At 44.6% G+C, this 21834-nt stretch carries 24 protein-coding genes and 3 pseudogenes; 14 read left to right on the top strand and 13 right to left on the bottom strand.

All coding sequences use genetic code 11. The annotated features are described in order from the left end of the window. Window positions 1-306 precede the first annotated feature (306 nt). Genes DWW10_RS25140 through DWW10_RS25130 form a run of 3 tightly spaced genes read left to right on the top strand, consistent with a single transcriptional unit; the run spans window position 307 to window position 3632 of the window. Entirely contained in the window at window positions 307-1527 is a 1221-nt protein-coding gene (locus DWW10_RS25140) for a DUF3575 domain-containing protein (RefSeq protein ID WP_009276883.1), read from the top strand. Continuing rightward, window positions 1524-2444, top strand: a complete 921-nt coding sequence (locus DWW10_RS25135) for a DUF5119 domain-containing protein (RefSeq protein ID WP_005868808.1) — start codon at window positions 1524-1526, stop codon at window positions 2442-2444. The genes DWW10_RS25140 and DWW10_RS25135 overlap by 4 nt, the downstream gene beginning before the upstream one ends. Before the next feature lie 45 nt (window positions 2445-2489). After that, on the top strand, window positions 2490-3632 hold the full coding sequence (locus DWW10_RS25130; RefSeq protein ID WP_181993203.1) for a fimbrillin family protein: 1143 nt from the start codon (window positions 2490-2492) through the stop codon (window positions 3630-3632). Between the two features lie 188 nt (window positions 3633-3820). On the opposite strand, the gene DWW10_RS25125 is transcribed toward DWW10_RS25130, so the two are convergent. Together DWW10_RS25125 and DWW10_RS25120 are read right to left on the bottom strand one after the other, a co-directional pair. Then, window positions 3821-4078: a hypothetical protein gene (locus DWW10_RS25125; RefSeq protein ID WP_005648607.1), complete on the bottom strand. Its 258-nt coding sequence runs from the start codon at window positions 4076-4078 to the stop codon at window positions 3821-3823. Window positions 4079-4082: 4 nt separating this feature from the next. Next, a complete protein-coding gene (locus DWW10_RS25120) occupies window positions 4083-4841 on the bottom strand; it encodes a ParA family protein (protein WP_007564630.1) in 759 nt (252 codons plus the stop codon). A gap of 286 nt (window positions 4842-5127) precedes the next feature. On the opposite strand from DWW10_RS25120, the gene DWW10_RS25115 reads away from it, so the two are divergent. From DWW10_RS25115 to DWW10_RS25105, 3 genes are all read left to right on the top strand, one after another. Continuing rightward, window positions 5128-5457 carry a hypothetical protein gene (locus DWW10_RS25115; RefSeq protein WP_007564632.1) on the top strand — a complete coding sequence of 110 codons (330 nt, stop codon included), beginning with the start codon at window positions 5128-5130 and terminating at the stop codon, window positions 5455-5457. Window positions 5458-5460: 3 nt separating this feature from the next. After that, entirely contained in the window at window positions 5461-6297 is an 837-nt protein-coding gene (locus DWW10_RS25110) for a virulence RhuM family protein (protein ID WP_007564633.1), read from the top strand. Between the two features lie 241 nt (window positions 6298-6538). Further along, window positions 6539-7177, top strand: a complete 639-nt coding sequence (locus tag DWW10_RS25105) for a recombinase family protein (protein WP_007564634.1) — start codon at window positions 6539-6541, stop codon at window positions 7175-7177. A gap of 274 nt (window positions 7178-7451) precedes the next feature. Here the strand turns inward: DWW10_RS25105 and DWW10_RS25100 are convergent. The 4 genes and pseudogenes from DWW10_RS25100 to DWW10_RS25085 form a co-directional block, all read right to left on the bottom strand. After that, window positions 7452-7943 (bottom strand): annotated as a pseudogene (locus DWW10_RS25100) (sensor histidine kinase); the annotation flags it as partial. Continuing rightward, a complete protein-coding gene (locus DWW10_RS25095; protein ID WP_004329298.1) occupies window positions 7944-8819 on the bottom strand; it encodes a radical SAM mobile pair protein B in 876 nt (291 codons plus the stop codon). It lies immediately after the preceding pseudogene. Continuing rightward, entirely contained in the window at window positions 8816-9484 is a 669-nt protein-coding gene (locus tag DWW10_RS25090) for a radical SAM mobile pair protein A (RefSeq protein WP_004329299.1), read from the bottom strand. Before DWW10_RS25090 ends, DWW10_RS25095 begins: the two co-directional genes overlap by 4 nt. Continuing rightward, on the bottom strand, window positions 9481-10257 hold the full coding sequence (locus DWW10_RS25085; RefSeq protein WP_004329300.1) for an MBL fold metallo-hydrolase: 777 nt from the start codon (window positions 10255-10257) through the stop codon (window positions 9481-9483). Before DWW10_RS25085 ends, DWW10_RS25090 begins: the two co-directional genes overlap by 4 nt. 130 nt (window positions 10258-10387) lie before the next feature. On the opposite strand from DWW10_RS25085, the gene DWW10_RS25080 reads away from it, so the two are divergent. Then, on the top strand, window positions 10388-11287 hold the full coding sequence (locus tag DWW10_RS25080; RefSeq protein ID WP_004329302.1) for a helix-turn-helix domain-containing protein: 900 nt from the start codon (window positions 10388-10390) through the stop codon (window positions 11285-11287). Window positions 11288-11334: 47 nt separating this feature from the next. Here DWW10_RS25080 and DWW10_RS25935 read toward each other — a convergent pair whose 3' ends face one another. Further along, window positions 11335-11523 carry a hypothetical protein gene (locus tag DWW10_RS25935; RefSeq protein ID WP_005775886.1) on the bottom strand — a complete coding sequence of 63 codons (189 nt, stop codon included), beginning with the start codon at window positions 11521-11523 and terminating at the stop codon, window positions 11335-11337. A 23-nt stretch (window positions 11524-11546) separates the two neighbouring features. Between DWW10_RS25935 and DWW10_RS25075 the strand changes: the two genes are divergently transcribed. After that, on the top strand, window positions 11547-12206 hold the full coding sequence (locus tag DWW10_RS25075) for a helix-turn-helix domain-containing protein (RefSeq protein WP_004329304.1): 660 nt from the start codon (window positions 11547-11549) through the stop codon (window positions 12204-12206). Between the two features lie 21 nt (window positions 12207-12227). Here the strand turns inward: DWW10_RS25075 and DWW10_RS25070 are convergent, their stop codons facing one another. From DWW10_RS25070 to DWW10_RS25055, 3 genes and pseudogenes are all read right to left on the bottom strand, one after another. After that, complete coding sequence (locus tag DWW10_RS25070; protein WP_005868790.1) at window positions 12228-13175, bottom strand: relaxase/mobilization nuclease domain-containing protein; 948 nt, start codon at window positions 13173-13175, stop codon at window positions 12228-12230. Then, a complete protein-coding gene (locus DWW10_RS25065) occupies window positions 13172-13564 on the bottom strand; it encodes a MobC family plasmid mobilization relaxosome protein (RefSeq protein ID WP_005868789.1) in 393 nt (130 codons plus the stop codon). Before DWW10_RS25065 ends, DWW10_RS25070 begins: the two co-directional genes overlap by 4 nt. A 114-nt stretch (window positions 13565-13678) precedes the next feature. Beyond that, window positions 13679-14938, bottom strand: a pseudogene (locus tag DWW10_RS25055) (IS1380 family transposase); the annotation flags it as partial. Here DWW10_RS25055 and DWW10_RS25050 point away from each other — a divergent pair. The 5 genes from DWW10_RS25050 to DWW10_RS25025 all read left to right on the top strand — a co-directional run bounded on the left by DWW10_RS25050 (window position 14920) and on the right by DWW10_RS25025 (window position 19347). Then, window positions 14920-15093 carry a hypothetical protein gene (locus DWW10_RS25050; protein ID WP_224201638.1) on the top strand — a complete coding sequence of 58 codons (174 nt, stop codon included), beginning with the start codon at window positions 14920-14922 and terminating at the stop codon, window positions 15091-15093. The pseudogene DWW10_RS25055 and the gene DWW10_RS25050 overlap by 19 nt on opposite strands. 203 nt (window positions 15094-15296) lie before the next feature. Then, a complete protein-coding gene (locus tag DWW10_RS25045) occupies window positions 15297-16505 on the top strand; it encodes a hypothetical protein (RefSeq protein WP_005868786.1) in 1209 nt (402 codons plus the stop codon). Window positions 16506-17386: 881 nt separating this feature from the next. Next, on the top strand, window positions 17387-18013 hold the full coding sequence (locus DWW10_RS25040) for a JAB domain-containing protein (RefSeq protein ID WP_005868785.1): 627 nt from the start codon (window positions 17387-17389) through the stop codon (window positions 18011-18013). Window positions 18014-18189: 176 nt separating this feature from the next. Further along, window positions 18190-18600, top strand: coding sequence for a hypothetical protein (locus DWW10_RS25030; protein ID WP_005868783.1), 411 nt, complete (start codon window positions 18190-18192; stop codon window positions 18598-18600). Window positions 18601-18948: 348 nt separating this feature from the next. Continuing rightward, a complete protein-coding gene (locus DWW10_RS25025) occupies window positions 18949-19347 on the top strand; it encodes a hypothetical protein (RefSeq protein ID WP_005868782.1) in 399 nt (132 codons plus the stop codon). Window positions 19348-19459: 112 nt separating this feature from the next. Here DWW10_RS25025 and DWW10_RS25020 read toward each other — a convergent pair whose 3' ends face one another. The 3 genes and pseudogenes from DWW10_RS25020 to DWW10_RS25005 all read right to left on the bottom strand — a co-directional run bounded on the left by DWW10_RS25020 (window position 19460) and on the right by DWW10_RS25005 (window position 21296). Further along, window positions 19460-20056 (bottom strand): recombinase family protein, encoded by a 597-nt coding sequence (locus DWW10_RS25020; protein WP_005868781.1) that lies wholly within the window; start codon window positions 20054-20056, stop codon window positions 19460-19462. Window positions 20057-20097: 41 nt separating this feature from the next. Further along, entirely contained in the window at window positions 20098-20427 is a 330-nt protein-coding gene (locus DWW10_RS25015) for a hypothetical protein (RefSeq protein WP_005868780.1), read from the bottom strand. A gap of 16 nt (window positions 20428-20443) precedes the next feature. After that, a pseudogene (locus DWW10_RS25005) lies at window positions 20444-21296 on the bottom strand (virulence RhuM family protein). A gap of 433 nt (window positions 21297-21729) precedes the next feature. Between DWW10_RS25005 and DWW10_RS26625 the strand changes: the two are divergent. Continuing rightward, on the top strand, window positions 21730-21834 hold a 105-nt coding region (locus DWW10_RS26625; protein ID WP_476375028.1), incomplete at its 3' end, for an AbrB/MazE/SpoVT family DNA-binding domain-containing protein.

The raw sequence follows: 21834 nt of genomic DNA, 5'->3' as shown, positions 1-21834 counted from the left end.
GACTAGTAATTGCGAATATAACAGGTGCATAAACGGATAATCAGATTTTTTTTTTTTTTTTTGTATGTTTAAGTACTTTTCTTTATGATGTTAAGTGTTTTTAATTGTTGTGTAAGCGTGATTGGCTGCTGTGGTAAGTGTTGTAGCTGTTGTGTGGTTGTCTTTTTAAGTATTTATAAGTTTAAAATACTTGTTTTTTGCTTTGGAGGTTGGTTTATAAGTGCATATCTTTAGCGGTTGAAATTCAGGGGGTGTAAAAGCCTGGGTTTGGATTGTCATATTAACAAATGATTAAATGACGAAAAGATGTTTTTTTATATTAAATGTGTATTGTTCGTGCTCGTGTTGAGTATAAGCGGAGAAATATCCGCTCAGGAGAAGCGTGATTCGGTAAGGATCTATTTTCATCAAGGAAAGGTAAATATAGATACATGTTTACTTGACAATGGGAACGAGATGGAGCGGTTTGCTAAAATCTGTTCCGCATTGAACGACTCCGTCCGTCTTATCAGGAAAATTCAAATAATAGGAGGAGCTTCCCCGGAAGGAGGGGGGCTGTTGAATGGAAGGCTGTCTGAAAAACGAGCAGAGGTTTTGTGGCGGTATATATCACCTTATATAAAGATTCCGGTATTGGAGAGGGATTTTCATTTTTCGGGAAGCGACTGGAACGGACTTATAACGATGGTGAGAGCGGATGTGAATGTTCCGGAGAGGGAGGATGTCCTTCGTTTGTTGGAGAAGATCGTACGTTTGGAAAACCAGGACAGCCCTTATTGGGGGGGAGAACTGAAAAGACTGAAAGGGGGGAGGCCATACTCATATTTGTATAAATTCCATTTTCCGAAACTTCGTTCGTCGATGGTGAAAATATGCTATGATAGTGATCCGATAAATCCCGTCAGAGATACGGTATATATACATACACGTGATACGTTGTGCATCCGTGATACCGTTACCGTCATAGCTCCGGTAAAGAAACGGCCGTTTTGCATGGCGGTGAAAACAAACTTGCTTTATGACGCTGTTTTGATACCTGACATCGGGGTTGAGTTCTGTTTGGGGAAGAACTGGTCTGTGGCCGGGAATTGGATGTATGCCTGGTGGAAAAGTGATCGGAAGCATAATTATTGGCGTATCTATGGGGGAGATGTGGAGTTGCGCCGCTGGTTCGGTCGGAGAGCGGTGGAAAAACCGTTTTCCGGGCATCATGTCGGATTGTACGGGCAGATCGTCACCTATGATTTCGAATTGGGTGGGAAAGGTTACTTGGGGGATAAATGGAGTTACGGGGGAGGCGTGGCTTACGGCTACTCGTTACCTGTGGGACATCGGTTCAATGTGGATTTCACGTTGGGAATCGGCTACCTTGGAGGATCGTACAAGGAGTACATCCCTTTGGACGGTCACTATGTATGGCAGACCACTAAAAACCGCCGCTGGTTCGGCCCGACCAAGGCGGGTATCTCTTTGGTGTGGTTGATCGGGCGGGGGAATTATAGCCGGAAGAAAGGAGGCAGGCAGTGATACGGATACGCTTTAGTCTGGTGTTCATATTTTTATGGATAGGACTGACGGCTTGTGAGCATAAGGATTTATGTTACGATCATCCGCACTTTGCCACGGTGCGGGTAATATTCGACTGGACCAAGATTTCTAATCATGACAAGCCTGAAGGCATGAGGGTCGTATTTTATCCGACCGACGATGAAAGCAACACGTGGATATTTGATTTCCCCGGAGGAGAGGATGGGGAAGTGGAGCTTCCCGAGAATGATTACCGGGTAATTTGCTTCAACTACGATACCGACGGGATGGTTTGGAAAGAAAACGGCAGTTACACGCTTTTTACTGCCGATACGCGTGATGTGCAGTCGCCGGATAACCGGACAATGGCTGTCACCCCACCTTGGCTGTGTGGCGACCATATAGACGAAGTTATCCTCAAGGACATTCCGGGAGGAAGCGCGGAGATAGTACGGCTGACTCCCGTAAACATGGTATGTCACTACACGTATGAGGTGAACGGTCTTCGGGGACTGGATAGGGTGGCGGATTTGCGGGCCGCTCTTTCCGGCATGTCCGGCTCGCTTAACATGTCCGCCGACAGTTTGCCCGCCGGTCTTTCGGAGAGCCTGCTCTTTGATGGAATGGTTTCACGGAATCAGATTATAGGCGGATTCTATACGTTTGGACATTCCGCACTTGAAGGAGAGCCCAATGTTTTCCGGTTGTATCTCAAGAACCGTTCAGGCAGCATGTCTGTATTGGAACAGGACGTGAGCGGCCAAGTGCATGATGTCCCGGTAGTGGGGCATGTCGGTGATGTGCATCTGGTGTTGAATTTTGATTATGAGGTTCCATCCGAGCCGGGAAGTGACGGTGCGGGATTTGATGTGGACGTTGATGATTGGGATGATGTGAATATGGATATAGTGTTGTAATATGAGTTTATTAATTATATGTATCAATTTGATTTATTTTTATTTATGAAAAAAAGTACAGTAATGCTTTGGGCAATCTTTGGAGCTCTACTCATGGGTTGCTCAGACGAGGAGATTGCGAATGTGGAAACCTCCTCACGGAATGCGATTGGTTTTAACGTGTTAAGTAATGCGGCGGAAACGAGGGCTACCCCTACTACCAACACCAACTTGAAGAACACCGATTTCGACGTGTTCGCTTTTACGGCGGATGGTACTGCCTTCATGGGAAAGGTAGACACGGATTTTGGACATGACGGAGTGAATATCGTGTACAATAATGGTAAGTGGGATTATAAAAATGCGAGCGACCTTCGTTATTGGCCTACCGAGGCTTTGGACTTTTACGCATTCAATCCCGGAACGGTTGATGAAGCCATGCAGTGGAGTTATATGTGGGAAGCCACCAAGGATACTCAAAAGATAACTTATTCCTGCTCCGATGAGTATGGATCTGGTATCAATGCTCATGAAAACTACGACGTGATGTATGCCATAGCCAAAGGCCAGACAAAAGACAAGAACAACGGAGTAGTGAAATTTAACTTCAAGCATATTCTGTCACAGGTCGTATTCAAAGCAAAGACCGAATACGATAACATGCAGGTGAATATAAAGGACATCAAGATTTTTAATGTAAAAATGGGCGGCGTCTACACATTGCCTGCGACAGCCGATGGAACGGGAAGTTGGGCTGTGGGTGATTGGCCTGAAAGCTCTACAGGAGGAGGTTTTATTACCGTAGTGCAAGGCAAATCCATCGAGGTCAATAGTAATACCACAGCTACCGATATTTCCGAAAAAACTCCTATGCTGAATATACCACAGAAGCTGACAGCATGGAAAGTTTCCGAAGAAGCCACCAATACCAAGATAAAAGCCGACGGTGCGCATCAATGTTACCTGTCGATCACCTGCAAAATCCAGCAGTCCGGAGGTTATCTGTTGGGTTCAGCAGATAGTTACGGAACAATTTATGTTCCGTTCGGAGATACATGGGTAGCGGGCAAGCGTCATATCTACACGTTGATTTTCGGTGGTGGTTATACTGATCAGGGAGTGGCTGTGTTGAATCCGATCCAGTTTAATGCAGAGACAACAGGCTGGGTTGATGCAGATAAAGACGTAAACGTCCAACCCCAACCTTAATCCAAACGTTTATTAATATCGTACCCGTTGGCAGGTTAAACATACGCAAGATTAATCCTGCCAACGGGTTCTTTATAGGGAATCGCATTTTCAATATACTTTTTGATGTGTAGGGGTGCTTTTTGCGTACCTTTTTCCTGGAGAATTTCTTTTGTGGAGTGTTTGCCCTGTATATTCCCGATACGCTGTTATAGCAGGGAACTGTTTTTATCCAAGTAGTCAGATATAGCCTCTTGCAATACCGATTTTAGCGAATCGCCTTTGCGGATCGCGATCAGCTTTAAGTTCTGGTGATAGGTTTCGTCCATGACAAAATTACAATGCACGGTTTTCGCTTTCTTCGGCTTTTGAGCCTCTTTTTGCCCGGCCGTGGATTGGATCAGGCTGTCTAATCCCCCGGTCAGCCCGGCCGACATACTGTTTTTTAAATCGTTCTTCTTTGCCATATGGTTACTTTATTTCTGTTAGCAGTTCGTTACATACCTTTTCGTAGTCCTCTGCCCCGGCAGATTTGGGGGCATAGTGAAAAATATCCTGCCCTTGTGTCGGGGCTTCGGCCAGCGCAATGGAGTTGCGTATATGGGTGCTGAACACTTTGCCCTGGAATGTTTCCTGTACCAGTTCCGAAACGCTCTTGTTCAGGTTCTTTCTTCCGTCGTACTGGGTTATCAGGACCCCGGCGATCGAAAGATCCGAGTTCAAACGTTGCTGCACCTTGTGGACGACCTGCATAAGTTTGGCCATTCCACGCATTGCCAGGAATTGAGCCTGAACCGGGATAATCAACCGATCCGAGGCCGTCAGTGCGTTAAGCGTGAGCAGCGACAGCGAGGGGGGGCAGTCGATCAGGATATAATCGAATTTTTCCTTTTGGCCCTTGATAAGGTGGGCTAAGATAAGTTCCCGCCCGGCCTCGTTGATTAACTCCGTTTCAACGGCCGAGAGATCCAGGCAGGAGGGAACAACGCTAAGGCCGTCCTTATGCTCGTAGATCGGCAGGTCGTATTCGCCTTTCATCGCGCCGTAGATCGTTTGGGGAAGCTCCGCAGAGAAGCCCAGCGATTCAGTCAGGTTGGCTTGTCCGTCAAGGTCGATCAAAAGAACCTTGTACCCTTTTTGACGTAACGCGCCGCCCAGGTTGATCGTGGTTGTAGTCTTTCCTACTCCCCCTTTGTGATTCAATACGGAGATTACTTTTGCTTTGCTCATAAATTCAGTTTTTTAAATGGTTGTCATGTCCGCAAATATAGTCAAAAACTAATATACTAAAATACTAAAAGTAGTATTTTTCGTTTTTTGCGTGTTTTTTGTGCCGATCGGGGAAGCGTACCGAAATAAATCCGGTTTCCACCTTTCGGTACGTTTTGTTTCTGTACCGGAATTAATCAAAGATTAGAATAACCATAAATGTTTTTATACGTTAATCATACGTATGTATATATGTATATATTTGTTTTTGAGTATCTTTGTGTGCTATAAATAAAAAATAAAAGACATGAGCACTTATTCGTATAAAAATCCGAAGTTTATAAATTCCCCTAAAGGGATGGTTGAAGTTGTAGAAGTGATTTATGACGGCAAAGATGATCCGGCCTATTCACTGGCTATTATTAAATGGGAAAATACCTATAAATTAGGTATTCGTTGGAACATCGCTTATAGTGAATGGGACGATTACCGCAAACAGAACGGGCAAGATGAATGTATAGGTAATCCACAGTCGAGAGGTATTCCCACCTGGTTTGTTTTGCCCGATGATATGATGTTTAGTGAGAAGTTCAGCGGTGCGATGCAGAGGCTTGATGAATTAAGAAAAGGTAAATAAGTAATGGAACAGGGAGAAATCATATTATACCAGCCGGATGAAGCGGTCAAGTTGGAAGTGAGGCTGGAAGATGAAACCGTTTGGCTGACACAGGCGCAAATTGTGGATCTTTTTCAATCCAGCAAAGCAAATATAAGCGAGCATATAAAAAACATATATGATCAGAAAGAATTAGAGGAAAGTTCAACTGTTCGGGATTTCCGAACAGTTCGACAGGAAGGCAAACGGCAAGTGATGCGCAATCTGACTTATTACAATTTGGATGCGATCATATCCATTGGGTTTCGTGTCAATAGTAAAAGAGGTATTTTATTTAGGCAATGGGCGAATAAGGTTTTAAAGGACTATCTTTTAAAAGGGTATTCCATTAATAAACGTTTGTCAGAACTTGAAAGGACTGTCGCTCAACATACCGAGAAGATAGATTTTTTTGTGCGTACTGCCTTGCCCCCGGTCGAAGGCATTTTTTATAACGGCCAGATTTTCGATGCGTACAAGTTCGCTACCGATCTGGTAAAGTCGGCCAGGCGTTCGATCGTGCTTATCGACAACTATGTGGACGAAACGGTCTTGCTCATGTTGAGTAAACGCAGCGTCGGTGTCTCGGCCACCATTTACACCCAGCGTATCACGCAGCAACTCCAACTTGATCTTGACAGGCATAACAGCCAGTACCCACCTATCGACATCAGGACGTACCGGGACAGTCACGACCGTTTCCTGATCGTTGATGAAACGGACGTGTACCATATCGGAGCCTCGTTAAAGGATCTGGGGAAAAAGATGTTCGCTTTCTCAAAGCTGGATATTCCGGCGGCTGTGATTACTGACCTGTTATAATATCCTTTGTCTTATGAATGGGCTGTCGCAAAAGAAAAACCCGTTCTTGATGAACGGGTATATCCTTGACTTGGTTACGTGTTTTGATAACAGAGGCTTTACCAAGCATTACAATGCAAAGATAGTAATTATAGGTTAATTAGCGAATTTCTTTTTTGGATAGATCCGGAAATAATGCCTCCTTGAAAGAGGTGGATAAGGTGATTAAAACAATAGATAAGGAAGAACAAAAGCAAAAGGGATGAATGTGGTTATTTATTCACGTGTAAGCTCGCAGTCGGCCAGGCAATCGACCGAACGGCAGGTTGTCGATCTGGAGAGGTTCGCAGCCGGACGGGGGTACGAGGTGACGGCGGTCTTTGAGGAAAAGATAAGCGGACGAAAGGCCAATATCGAACGCCCGGTTTTAAGCCGTTGCCTGGAATACTGCACAGATCCGCAGAACCGGGTGGATATGTTGTTGCTGACCGAGATCTCACGCCTGGGGCGTTCAACCCTGGAGATCCTAAAGTCACTCGATACGCTGCACACGCATAAAATATGCGTGTATATTCAAAACCTGAACCTGGAAACGTTACGGCCGGACAAGACGGTAAACCCCTTGTCCTCTCTGATCACTACCCTATTGGGGGAACTGGCCGCAATCGAACGCCAGGGGATCATCGACCGCCTTAATAGCGGACGGGAGTTGTACATCCAGAAAGGGGGCAGGCTGGGACGGAAGCCGGGAAGCCGGAAAACGGCCGAACAGAGGAAAGAGGAATACCGGGAGGCGATCGCCTTGTTAAAGAAAGGCTACTCGATCCGGAACGTGGCGAAGCTCACGGGAAAGGCCGTTTCAACGATACAACAAGTAAAAAAAGACTTCATTAGTAGCTGATTATCGGAACAAATATTGTATTTTTGCAACAAATACGAGTAAATGCACATAATTAAAAACGAGTATTTACACGTGTCTAAAAACGAGTATTTGCACGAAAATAATCAGAATCTAAATAAAAACGGTTATGGCAACAATGGCGGAGAAAATGGCGGCTTCACTGGAGGAATTAAGAAAGCTCCAGGAGAAAGACCGCTGTGTCGTCCTGCAAGGGACGGCCGAGATAGGGAGGACGCATTTAACCCGGCTGTTGGATAACGGCTGGTTGCAGGAAGCCTAATCCGAAGCCGTCTTTTGCGGCGGCATTTGAAAGACGTTCAAATGCACCGAATACTCGTTGTTGCTCATCTTCGGTCATGCCCGTACCGGTATCTTCAACGATAAGTTTCAGCAAACCGTTATCATAATCCGCTGCCAATGATACACTACCGTTATCCGTGAACTTGATGGCGTTTGACAACAAGTTGTTGCCGATTTGCAGGATACGTTCCTTGTCGGTCAAAACCACCGCATCGGTGTGGCTCTCCACTATCAAAGTCAGCCCCTTGTTCATGGCAATGGGCATGAACTCCGTTTCAAGAATATGCGTGATTGCGGAAATCCTGCAAGGGGAAAGGTTGGGTTGCTCCTTGCCGTTGTCCAGACGGAAGAAATCCAGCAGCGTGTTGAGCATCTCCCGCATACGCTCGGAAGATTGCCGGATATTATCCACATACATGGTGCTTTTATCCGCGCTACAACTTTTCTGCATCAGTCCGGCATAGCCTCATTTTGTCAATCGTATTTTTTCGTGGTAGAAGTAGTTTACGATGACAGGTTTGCCTTTTTCCGAGCGTCCGTATGGCAGATCGTTTATACGATACGGGAAGCCCTGCTCCTTGGCGTAATTTGAAATGTCCTGCTCCAATGCCTGCCAGTATTCAAGCCTTTTTTTATTGTAAATTTCCTCGTAAAGCGGTATGAGGTCAGGATACTTCTCACGGATATACGTCATTATCCCGCCTTTGAACTGCCCGCGTAAATTCAGGTTTTCAAGCCAGATTAAATCAGCATAATCTTTTACCTCCTCTATTATTGCCTTTACGTCTGTTATTCTGGGGAATATGGGCGAGACGAAGCATACGGTGCGGATACCTGCCTCGTATGTCTGACGCATCGCTTTCAGACGGCGTTCAATGCTTACGGCGTTGTCCATATCTGCGCAGAACTGCTCGTCGAGCGTATTGACAGACCATGACACAGTCACTTTGGGAAAACTCTTCAACAGGTCGAGATCGCGAAGGACAAGATCGGACTTTGTGCATATCATAATCTCGGCATCGCTTCCTCGCAGCTCTTCGAGCAGCCTTCGGGTACGGTGGAATTCTTCTTCATACGGATTGTAACCGTCCGTCACAGACCCTATTACAACACGTTCACCGTCGTATTTATGAGGATTCGTTATCGGCTTCCAGTTTTTTACATCTAAAAACGTACCCCACGGCTCGGTGTGCCCGGTGAACCGTTTCATGAACGATGCGTAGCAATACCTGCAGGCGTGGGGACACCCTACATAAGGGTTGACCGAATATCCTCCCACCGGCAGAGAGGATTTGGTCATTACACTCTTTACATCTATTTCCTTTATTGTATCCATATTCATTGTATTCGTCTGGTAAATTGTTCCGGCAATTCCTGAATCATTCTTTCGTCGCCCATAATCGGCAGCAAATCCTCTTTCATGAACACCGGTATGCCATGAGCCTTTGCCTGTTCTGCAATGCTAAGCACCCATTCGGGGCGCGAATATGACTTTCCTTTTCGGTTTCCGGTCTCTGTGCCTATGACAATCCAGTCAATTCCCTCGAAATCAATCTCGCCGATATCATCGAAGAGAGGTTCAAACGTGACATGGTAGTGTCGTGCTTTGATATTCTTTTTCAAATCATCAATCCTCCTTTTCTCGGAACTGCGCGTGACGGTCACGCCCATCCATACGTTCTCGTCGTCAGAGGAGAAACTGATTTTGTCAGGGCGCTTCGTCAGAAAGATATAGGCGTGCTGGGGATTGCTGCTGATCCGCTCGAAAATTTCTGCGTTCCATTCAGGCTTCCAATCGGAGAAATCGCTCATTCCTGTCATGAGCCACACATGAGGACGGGACGTATCGATGATGCGCAGTTTTCGTTCCATGTATTCAGGCACGGAAAAGTCGTCGGTAATGTGGAAACGGCGGCAGTTGTTACGGGCATAGCAGTAAGGGCATCCTATAGTGCACCCTACCACTATGTTCATGTTTTTTATCAGGGATTTAATGCAGACACTCATAACACAACTGTTTCTCCGTCCTCCGGGATAATCAGCCGGCTCATGTCGGCTTCGTGATGCGTTGCCTCATTGCGCAGAATTGCACGGGTGGTCTGGCAATGGTCGATGGCATCCATGTGTACGGCTATCAGCTTGATATGCGAAGGCAATTCGTCAAGTATCTGCATCACTTCGTTCTCGTCGGGGATGATAGGACCGTCCGTTTTGGAAAATTCGGGAAAGATTGCACCTCCGGAGTTTACCACGATATAGTCAGGATTGAACCGTTCCACGGTGTCTCGGATACATGCTTCCCATCGGCAGTCACCCATTATATAAACGGTCGGGAAGCCCTCGGCTTTTAGCACATAACCTGATACAGGTCCCATCATCTGCCCGATCTGCCCGAAACCATGATGTCCGGTCGTGCGGTAAATGGATATGCCGTCTATTGTTTTTATTTCTTCGATGGGTATCACATTTGTAAATCCGTCGTTTCTGATGGCGTCCGCGTCCTGGGGCTGAACGTAGAAAGGAATTTCTTTGGGCAAATGTGTGGGGACACTCGGCTCGTAATGGTCGATGTGATTGTGGGTCAGGAGCACCATGTCCACGCCTCCGATAATATCCTGAATAGGAATGGTGAGGTGTACCCTCGGTGTTTTATTCACACCGAGGGCCGATATCAAAGTGCCTTTGTCGGCTAAAACGGGGTCAATTAGCATGGTGTGTCCCGCATACCTGATTTTCAAGGTGGCATTGCGCACCAATTGTACTGTGGATGTCTTTTTCATGACTATATGTCTTGTTATTGATTACGGGTGCAAAGTTCGGAAGAATCCGGCGAAACATCTATGCCTGAAAAAACGGTAATTATGCCATTTTGATAAATGAAATTATTATCTTTGCAAAAACGACAAGGATATGGACGAGATAATCAACCCTGATCGACTGGTCAGCGTACCGTTCAACAAGACACGCTGCGGCGTGGATTTTTACATCAATACTGCCATAAACAAGGACATCGGACTTGTGCTGACAGAAAACAAGCGGTTTAAGACAGACTTCTTCAGCTTCTACTTTTTCCGTAAGGCAAACGGATATTTGCTACTGAACTTCCGCAAGATTGAACTGCGCGACGGCATGGTTCTCCTGCTTTCACCCCATCAGCAACAAGAGTGGCATGTAGATGAGACGGCGTTGGATTACACGTTCCTTATATTCCGCGAAGATTTCATGCGTACTTTTATCGCCGACAAGTTCTTCGTTTTTCGCCTTTTGTATTGTTACCAGACAGATACGCCGCCTTACATCAATGCCACACATGACGAAATGAAGGAATATATGCGGCTGCTCGGAAAGATTAAGTATGAGCTGATGAATCCAGTGTCCGATACGTACAATATCATTGTTTCCTTACTATATTATCTTTTGCTGATTATCAATCGTACATACGCTGCCGCCTATTGCTTGCCCGCTGAAATTGCTAAAAACAATTTCGCTTTTCGGTTCAAGGACTTGTTGGAACAGAATATCCGCACCCACCAGCGGGTGCAGGAATATGCAGACATGCTTCATGTCAGTCGCATCACACTCAATAACTCAGTAAAAGCCCAATTCGGAGTATCAGCTACCCATTTGATAAAACAACGTCTGCTTGAGGAACTGAAGAACGAATTGCTATTCTCCAACCGCACTGTCAGTGAAATGGCGGATGATTTCAATTTCTCTGATCCGAGCCATCTCATGCGCTTCTTCAAACAGCAAACAGGCAAAACATTTACTCAGTACATGACGGATTACAATAAAGGCATATACGAATAACTTCTTAATATAGTCGATAGCGGCTATCGAAATATGGTTGTTGATGTTCAGGCGTTTTTGTACTGCATGAACCATTTTACGATTTCTGGATCTTCGTGCGAGCCGAGTAAGAAAGGCTTGTCGGTATCCAGCGTCTTTATCCGTGCCATGTCGTCGGCCGACAGGGTGAAGTCTAATATGTCGAGATTCTGCTTCATGCGTTCCGGTTTCACAGACTTAGGAATAATTATGCACACTGATATTTATCGCGCCCGGACAGGTGTTCGGTGCGGAAGATGACGGCATGCAGTTCCAACCAGATGGCTACCTGCTTATGTTCCATCCCGACCTGCTGCGGAATACACCTCTCGGGCGGATAATGCGTGAATATTCGTTCTTTTCCTACGAGACAAACGAGGCATTGCACCTTAGTGTGGAAGAACGGCAAATCATCATGGATTGCTTCCACAAGATTCAATATGAATTGAACCATCCGATACACCGTCACAGCAAGAACCTCATCACAGACAGCATCAAGACGTTCCTTGATTACTGCACACGTTTCTATGACCGTCAGTTCATCACACGCGACAACCAAAACCGAGACATCCTCGCAAGATTTGAGCGGTTGCTTGACGAATACTTCCATGATGGGGCTGCTAAACGGATAGGCTTGCCCACTGTACAGTATTGTGCAGACAAGCTCTGCCTCTCGCCCAACTATTTCAGTGATTTATTGAAAAAAGAAACAGGTTCAACCGCCCTGCATTTCATTCATGACAAGTCTATTGAAATAGCCAAGACGGAACTTGCATCTACAGACGACACCGTTAATGAAATCGCCTATAATCTCGGTTTTCAGTACCCGCAACATTTTACCCGACTGTTCAAGAAAGAGGTAGGTTACACTCCGAATGAATATAGAGCGCAAGTGTCGTGAGAATTGGATTAGTACAGAATATTAGAACCCAACACCTCTCTTGCGCTTAACTTTCTTCCTTCTGCGAAGTATATCCACCATTTCCTGATTGGCTTCCGCATCAGCAGTGTTATAAGATGAGCCACTGCTTTTTAGCAATCCCCAAGAGCCGTTGAACAACTCGCTTTGTGCCGTGCCGGACGGTGCGCTTGGTGTAGCCGTTTCATATATTCCGGCTGTTATTCCCATACGTTCCCTGCATCTGTTGTGCTGCAAAGCCGCGTCAATCTTGGAATAACTGAAACGCCTGTCCACTTTGGAGCCGTTGAAATGGTAGCCATTCATGGAGAATACAACACCCTGCACCTCGCTGGTCTGCCCCTTATGCTTGAAATGTACTTCCACTCCCTGCCGTTTCAGGTTGGCGATAAGCACGTTCCAGTTGCCGCATCTGCCGACTTCCATTTTGATGATGTCGTAAAGCGCATATTTCGTCCTGTCTGGCTCTTTCAGGCGGTTGCGTTTGACATTGTCCTTTCCGCCAGCCATATGCAAGCCGTATTTCAAGGTCAATTCCTTGCAGATGCGGGTACTGCGCAGACGCTCGTGCCTGTCCGATATGGTATTGCCGTTGTTGTCTATGCGGTTGAAAGCAATATGCACGTGCGGATGCTCCTTGTCGAAATGCTGGGCGATGAAGAACTGCGTATTCTTGATTCCCATCCGTTCCATATATTCAAGCGCGATGCCTGCCATGATACGGTTCGTCAGCCGTAACTCATCCTCTTTGGAAAAACTCAACGCGATATGTCCGACAGGTTTTGTCACCTTATCGTTCATCCGTGACTGGGCATTGAAACTCATGGCGATAGTTTCCAGATTTTCCATAAACAAGCCTTCGCTTGCTACTATCTGCGTATCCTTCTTCTTGTCGATGATGTAATCCACCGCACCCTTGAAGTCGCTTCCTTTTACGATTTTCGCCATCATATCCCTATCTTGGTTATAAGTTCATGAATCCTTGCCACTGCCACCTTGCAGTCCCACCGTTCATCGTGGAAGCCTCCGGCGTTTGCCTTACGCGCAAGCTGGTTGAGATTGTTAGCCATGCCGCAGAGTTGGCGGATGTATCCGGCATGTTCCTCCGACAGCCGTTCTTTCACATGACCGTTACGGAAACATTCCCTCATGTACTCGCTTGGTGATACGCCCGCCTCATGCGATCGTGTCAGCAGGCGGAAGTAGTCGGCTGCCGTCATTTTCACTGCGATACGGTATTTCAGTTTCTCGGTTGCTGTTAATTCTTTGTATTTTCTTACCTGCCTCAAATCCGCAACTAAGCCCTTCAACGTCCTTCTTGCGTGTACACGTCCTCTCATTACTGAATTATCAGATAAATTGAGGCAGAAACACCCACTTCTGCCTACAACATCCCCTTACCCCACAATGCGACTTGAGACAATACGCAGTATCATACCCATAAGTTGTAGGCGTTATCCAAAATCAGTCTGAAAAATATCTGCGTAAGCATTGTTACAGGTATAGATATTCAGCACATACCGCCTTGATGTCCTGATCCACTTGGCTGGTACAGAGATAAACCTGAAGACAAACGCTTTTATGCGACTTGTTGCATTGAGTCCGAACCTCTTTACGTCAAGTCTTTGGATAATGGCCTTGTAGAAGTTACGGATAAGTGCTGTAAGAAGAAGGAACACAGTGTTCTCGGCCATGAAGGATTTGGGCAATCTGTCCCACCCGAAACCATTGTTCATATCATCAAAGATACGTTCCTTTCCTCCACGAAGGTTATAGAACTCGACAATTTCTCTTACGGAAGATTCATAGTCGTTAGTCAGGATACAACGGTATGTGTATTCTCCTTCCCAAAGATCCTGCACACCATCCATCCGTTTCTGTCTTTGAATCACAAGTCGGTATGCTTTACCCTTCCACTTCTCAACAAGGATAGAGTTCAATTCAAACTCAATGCCATTGATTTCCTCAGTCTTCCAGCCTCTGAGAGCAAATATGTCATTGTAGAGCGAACTGCAGCGGTTAGTGCGGATATAGAAGGACTTGCAGTGTTTCTCTATTTCCTCCACGATTTCCTCGGAACATGATCCGCAATCAGCTCTGAAACGATTGATAGTGAGCCTGTTCTGTTCAAATCTCTCAAAGAACCTCTTCAGCGTGTCCTTCTGATGAAAACGAAGGTTTTCGTTAAGCCAGATGAGCAGAGCTAAGTTTACTTAAGCTCTGCCATGGCGAGAAAACGTGCCATGAAATGGAACTTTTGTGTTACCATCGCTATTCTCAATGCCAACAATCAAGTCACCAATAACCGCCACGCCAGGGCGATAACCAGAGAACTTCTTGTATGTAGGCTTTGCATCATACTTCTCACCCTCTTTCAGTTGGTCAGATGCAAACATACAATTGAGCAGTAAAGTATTGAGAGTGTCAGCCGTGTTGAAATCGTAGTTCTTACCCGTATCTGATGTGTATGAGATGTTTTCTTGCGTCAGTTCCTTTATCGCTCTGAGGATAGTATCAGAACTACAAGTATGAAGTGTCGGATGAAGCGAGAGATGGTTCATCAAATGAGTAGTGACATCCTCAATACATGAGCCACCACAGAAGTAGATACTCATGAGAGAACGGATGATTTCGCTGTACTGATAACCTAACGATCTACACCTTAGACCGAGGGTTGAGTCGATTACAGATGACAATGTGGAGTCAAATTGCTCATCAGGTAGGGCGGAAGGATTTCGAGGAATTTGGACGACGCATAGGGTTGGGCAATAAATTGATAAAGCGTGAGCTTGATGAGTTTGTCAAAGAGAAACCATTGGTGCAAGTATTGATAGACCGTTCCTTTTTATCGGAAGAACTGAAAAAGTAATATAGGATGTCTATGGGGTACAGGTGTAAGATGCTTTCTTTCTGATGAAGGGCGGATAAAGCATTCTTCAGGAAAGTACTTCTCCTTTTCCCATACCGGTCATACCGTTAAAACTGATTGATAATTATGACGCGTATGTTGGCCGGTATGCCTATCTTTGTGGCAATGAAAACAGAGAAAGGATTGATTTTGTAAGTATTATCATGGCAAAAGAACTGATTCGTGTCCCTAGGGTGCTTGGGGAAAGCTATAATTCCGTGCTGATTGAACGGTTGTATGAGGCCGGTGGAAATGTCATGCTCGATCTGATCATATACCTGGGCAGCTATCACCTCAAAGACTTGTTCGGGACTTCCTGGTTCTCCGTAGAAGACTTCTGCCGTAAGATGGGGTATGACCGTACCAACTTGCAGCGCAAGCTGGATAGCCGGCAGCTCGCGGCCATGTTCGGAAAGAATATGCAGCCGGAATATGTATGTACCGACACGGCAGGACAGAGAATCAGCCATCCTATCGAGACGGTTTTTGAGGCGGCTCTCTATAAACTGGGATTGGAGAACCTCTGCTATCCGACCATTGGCGAGGATGGCCGTACATCCTATAATTTCGTGCAGATCTTGAAACGTTTCGACATAATGACCGATTTCAAGACGAAGAAGTCAACGAAAAGGCTGTACTCGGCAGTGGTAAGCCCGGAGATAAAGAATTTCATGTTCTCGCTCTATAACCTCTTGGAACTTCAGGATTACCGTAGCCTGCCCAGCCGTTACCGCTATTTCTATCTGGAACTTTCCAAGATGGTTTACCTGATCAAGTATAAGACCACCAAGAATGAGGCTCCTTTTTATGTGCTGACAGTCGATCAGCTGGCTAAAAAGCTCGGCATAGAGATTGCCGAACCCAAAGACCGGAAAAAGAAGGTCGCCTCGATACTGAAAAAGATGAATACTTACCTGAAATATACCAATTTCAATTTCTCTTTTGTGAAAGGCGATCATGAGAGATGGGCATATACCGTGTTGTTCTCGTTTCCTAGGCATACGCTGCACTATTTTGATGAAGGACAATATGCTGTCGTGGTGAAGAAATTCTATAAGAACCTGCTTGGGCTGTATGTCGAGATTGCCTACCCGGACACGGATATGGCTGTCAGGAGGAAGAAGATCAAAGAGGTGGAGGAAGATGCCGGACTGTATAAAGAGTTCCTTTTATGGGCAAACTCCCCGGAAAGCGTAGAAAAGAAGAAACAGATATATATCAGTGATTTCGTGGCTGTATTCGGCAGGTTTCCGGAAGGATGGGCACAGGAAGAGTTGGAGAGTGCCAATGGAACGGAAGTTGCTCCTGCTCCTGAAGAGTTCATATCTCCGGAGACGGACGGGGCGGTGAACATGGACGATCCAGCTGTGTAGAACCGTCCACGTTTCACGGTTTTTTATAGAATTAGTTGTGTAGAAGTGTCCCTATTGGGGTGATTAGATGTGTGGAGTCATCCGCTTTGCCTGTTTTAGTTGTGTAGAAGTGTCCCGTTTGTTGCTTCTAGTTGTGTAGAACCGTCCACTCCTTTTGCTTTAGTTGTGTAAAAGCGTCCGGTTTCACTTGTCAGCTGTGTAAAACCGTCCACCCGTTAATGAAGGGAATAGGTAATCCCTGTTTTTTTTATATGTCGGTATATCAGTGAAATAAAAGAGAGAAATTTTTAAATAAAAGGTATCGGCTGTGTAAAACCATCCACCAAAATACATAATAAAGACCTAAACTCCTAACCCCTTTAAATATCCCCAAAGCGATAACATAGAAATGACTGGGAAAATAAATTTTCCCTTCACATGCCCTATACGTACTTTCGGAAAAAGATTTTTCGGAAGTATGTGTTGATTTTCACGTTTTTTTATATGATTGGAAGGCGGTTCTGTTCATCTTCTGTATCCGAATTAGTTTTTCAGGGCGTTCCCTTCTGACCGGGCTATTCGTTGCAAGTCCTCGTTACCCTCCAGGCTTTTCCCTGCTATCCCTAACGCTCTACGCTCCGGCTATGCCGGAAGAGAGGTATGATGATTTTTTCCTGAACTGATAGGAACATTGCGAAGGTAGGCGTGGCCGGAACGCCCGATATTGAAAAGCCAAATCTCCATCCTCCCATTCCGGGAGGTAGTATTTACCAGTTCAATCCCGTTCTGATCCGTCTTTCCCGCTTTCTCTTCAATGCACTGTTCCCAATCAGTTGAGGAAAAATTTATGGTTGGGGCGACAAGCGATGTTTGCGAGTATTAATCTTTTAATTTTTGGCAGTATGAAAACGAAGAGAACCGTATTTGAAGTGAATGACGTTTATCGGGTGATGGAAAACAGCGAGTTGATTTATACCTTGACGAACAGTGAGAAACTGAAACGTGAAGAATATAAGTATGAACAGATGGAAATAGAAGGATTGTGCTTGTCTGATGTACTGGAAACACTAACACCCAGCCGTAAAAAAGTCGCTTATGCGGCGATTGAGCTATATAAACGGCTGAAAGAAGGGCAAGTTGAAAGTCCTGCGCTTTTATCCAGCAATAATGTTTATAAAATGATGCATCCTGTTTTGTGCGATATAGCTACTGAAGAGATGTGGGTGCTGTTGCTGAACAGTTCGTCCAAACTCATCCGTAAAGTCCGTATCTCATGCGGCGGGATAAATACCGCCCCTGTGGATATACGGGTTATCATGAAGCAGGCATTGTATTATAACGCCGTATCTTTTATCATGGTACATAACCACCCATCAGGAGCACGCAAGCCCAGCAGTGCGGATGACCGCTTGACGGAAGCAGTTAAAAAAGCCGCTGAAACATTAGACATCCGTTTGGTTGACCATGTGATTGTGGCAGGCAATAACTATTATAGCTATGCGGACGAGGGAAGATTGCAAAATAGGTAAGGTGGACGGGAGAAATCCCGTCTGCCCGGGATTTCGGCTTCGGGGTTCTTTTTTGGCAGTCACCCCAAAAAAGAACCAAAAAAATGCTTCCCGGACTATCGGATGCGACATCGTAAAATACGCAAAGACGTGGCTTTTCAGAATAAATACATATCTTCGCGCCAAAGGTGATCGGAATGAATGTATTTTCTACTTTTGATACAGGCGTTATGGTGGCTCTCTTACTGGGCATTGAGTTTCTTAGAAGTGATATCCGAACGATTCTCTATTGTAAAAGGAATGATCCCAGGATTCTTAAGAGTTGCTTATATACGCTGCTTATATTATTGACCAGCCTTTATTCTATTGTGGCCGGAGCCATGCTTCATCCGGAACCCGTACCTGTTTATGAGTTGATACCCGGTTTTCAATATGGGGTTTATGGCTTTTCTTTTTCGTTTATATTGCTCGCTGTTGCATGTCTTTATCGTAAAACATTACCTTTTGTCCTTTTGGGCTACGCTATGATATATGTGATCGGTGTATTGATACCACTACTTAGGTATGTAGTGTCTATGATGGATTATTTCACTCGCACAAGGGTATAGCAGGTTAATTTCTTGATTGTATCGGATTGCCCTTTCTGTGGGCTGCCTCCCCCGGCTTCTTTCCTCCGATCCGAGTCCGGCTTTTTGCTCGGCAAAGGTTTCGGGATTCCGCAAATGGCAAGTTACGGCCATGCGCCTTTACTGTATGGAAAATAACGATGAAGAAGTGTCTTCCCGACATTTTCCATAAGTGAAACTTGGCTTATTGCTTGCAATCCAGACCTTGATATGCCGAAAAAAGGCTCAGAACTCAGATGGGGAATGACATCAAAAAAAAGGTCGGCTGACCAAAGACCTTCCCGATACAAAAAATGAAAAGGTCTTGAATCTAGCTGAAGAATAAATCAGATGTTCAACTTAAATAATGCTAATATGGAAAATTTGATTACACAAATCAACAAAGAGAGATTGGTTAATAGCGACACAGCTCTTATGATGAAGGAATTATACTATTACGTGCCTTGTGAGTATTGGTATGACAAACAGGATAGGCTACGCACCGATATTGAGGGAAGGAATACCCCGATGTATATGTGCGAGTGCCCGACACTGGCAGCATGTATCCAATGGATGATACAGACTCGTGAATATACGTTTCAAACAGAACAAAACGTGGCGGTCTGGCATGTGGTTGTGAGGGCTGGAGATTATGTGTTGTATGACTCCGAAAGTAATGCGGACGCTTTTTGTTGTTTGGAAGAAGCATTGGAAAAAGCGGTACAGGAGTGCATGGAGTTATTGTATTAAAATTAAAAAAAATCAGTCCCCGTGAAGGGGACTTTCCTATAATCTTGCTGAGAGGTGGAATTGCAGACGATCTTTGAGAATCATCTTTGAAGGATGGGCAGAGGTTTATTCGTTATTTGTTATTTTTGTTCTCGGATTTCAGCGCAATTCCATTCCTTCTTAATAGGCGATATACTGTTCCGCTACTGCCTATGTTTAATATTTTCTGTATCTCCCTTACCGGCGTTCCGGATTCATAGAGTTGGATGCAGCTTTTCTGCTTGGCGATGTTGTTTTTGTTGATAAGTGTCTTTCTGCCGAATTTGACACCTTTTTCCTTGGCGATTCTTCTGCCTTCTTGGGTTCTCTCATAGATAAGGTCTCTTTCAAACTGAGCGAAAGCACCGAGAATGTTGTTCATCAGTTGGCCGATTGCGCCTTCCGTACTGATGTTGTCTTGCAGTGAGGTGAATTGGATGCCCCTATTCTTGAAATCTTCCAATAGCGTAAGGATATTCTTCAGCGAACGGCCAAGCCGGTCCAGCTTATATACGACAAGTGTGTCGCCTTCCCGGAGAAAGCTCAGGCAGGCATCCAGTTCCGGGCGGTTTTGTTGACGTCCGGTCATTTTCTCAGAGAAGATTTTCTCGCATCCGGCAGCCTTCAACGCTTCCAGTTGCATATCCAGATGTTGTTCCTTGGTGGAAACACGGGCATATCCTATTTTCATCCTGTTTTCGTATTTAAATGTGTAATGAAGGTTTTAATTCTTCACTTTTTCAAATATGAAGACATTAATTCTTCATATTCCTCACGGCTGTATTGGTTGAACCCCTTTTGCTTCATTGCCAAAAGAAGCCTTTCCAGTTCTCCGATAGTCACTACCTGTTTGCCGATAACGGTAAATTGTTCCCATTCTCCCTTTTCGTTGAGCAGGTATTCCCGGTGTGCAAAACAGTAAAGAGAACCATCGATGTCATTCCGTTTCTGCCATTGACGCAGGTGCTTCAAACTGGTGAAATCACGGGTGACAGTACGTGGAATGGGAACCAATACGTCAATTTCCATCTTGAATTTTATATTCTCTTCCGCTTCTCGCATGGGTGATTAGCTTATTTCATAATACATCAATTATCGTATGGGCAGGAAGTTCCAGTTTGGAGAAAGCAAACATTTTCTTGCCCAAATCCTTTAGCGATGCCCCAATATGATATACTTCCGTATTATCAATGATTAAGAAGCGGTCATGACTACTTTTGTAGGTTCTAGCTTCAATGGGAGGATATTGGTCATTGTGTTTGTTTAAATCAAGTTGGAGCTGTGCGTTTATTTTGTGTATAAATAGTAGCTGATACTCCACTGTTTCGTTTGCTCAACATGAGTAACACGGATTCATCTACATAGTTGTCGATAAGCACAAGTGAGCATTTGGCAGACTTTATTAAATCTGTAGCAAACTTATACGCATCGAATATCTGACCGTCAAAGAATATACCTTCCACCGGAGGCAATGAGGTGCGTACAAAGAAGTCTATCTTTGCATCATGTTCAGCAATGGTTTTCTCTATTTGGAAGAATCTATTGTTCATTCTATATTCCATGTCATTGAGCCGTTGGTTTATAGAATAACCTTTCAATAAATATTCTTTTAAAATTTTATTTGCCCATTGCCTGAATTGCGTACCTCTTACGCTTTTAACTCTGTATCCAACTGAAATTATTACGTCTAGACTAAAGAACTTGACAGGCTTATCGGAATTAGCAATGTGCAAAAAATGCACATTGCTTTTCTCTTCCAATTCCTTTTCCTTAAAAACATTATTTATATGTTTGGTAATAACGGTTCTGTCACGTTGAAAAAGTTCTGCTATCTGCGCTTGTGTGAGCCAAACGGTTTCATCTTCTAAACGTACTTCCAACCTTACAGCTTCATCCGGTTGGTATAGTATGATTTCTCCTTGCTTCTCCATTATATGTTTCGCTTTTATTATATTGTTGCAAATGTACGAAAAAGAAACGTTATAAAGTCTGTTTTTTCCGTAAGTATTACCTTAAAAATTTGTTCCCTTTTTATTTTAATAAAACAGAAACATTCTGCTGTTTTAAAAATCAGTTATCTGTTTGCTATTCATAGTTAGGGTATCAAATAACTAAAATTCAAATGGAAACGCAAATCTATATTTTATGCAGATTTGTTTGTTAGAAGCGGAGAAAAGGACACAAGACATGATAAGAATCATAGGTCGGGGAGCGCCGCACGGCAAGGGGGGCACTAGCCTCCCGACGAGTGCAGCCGTTGGCCGGGTTATCGGTGAAAATGGAAAAAAGTTGGCTTTTCTTTTGGTATTGTTATAACTTTGTCTATATTTGTGTTGTGATAATCAATTTTAAAGTTATAACATTATGGTAACAAACATTATTCAGATTGGAAACAGCAAGGGGATAATACTTCCTTCCGAGATATTGAAACAGTTGCGTTTGTCCTTGAAATCGGCTGTGAGCATTTCT

Source organism: Bacteroides intestinalis, assembly GCF_003464595.1.
GTDB classification, from domain to species: Bacteria; Bacteroidota; Bacteroidia; order Bacteroidales; family Bacteroidaceae; genus Bacteroides; species Bacteroides intestinalis_A.
This window is presented reverse-complemented; position numbering and strand designations above follow the sequence as displayed.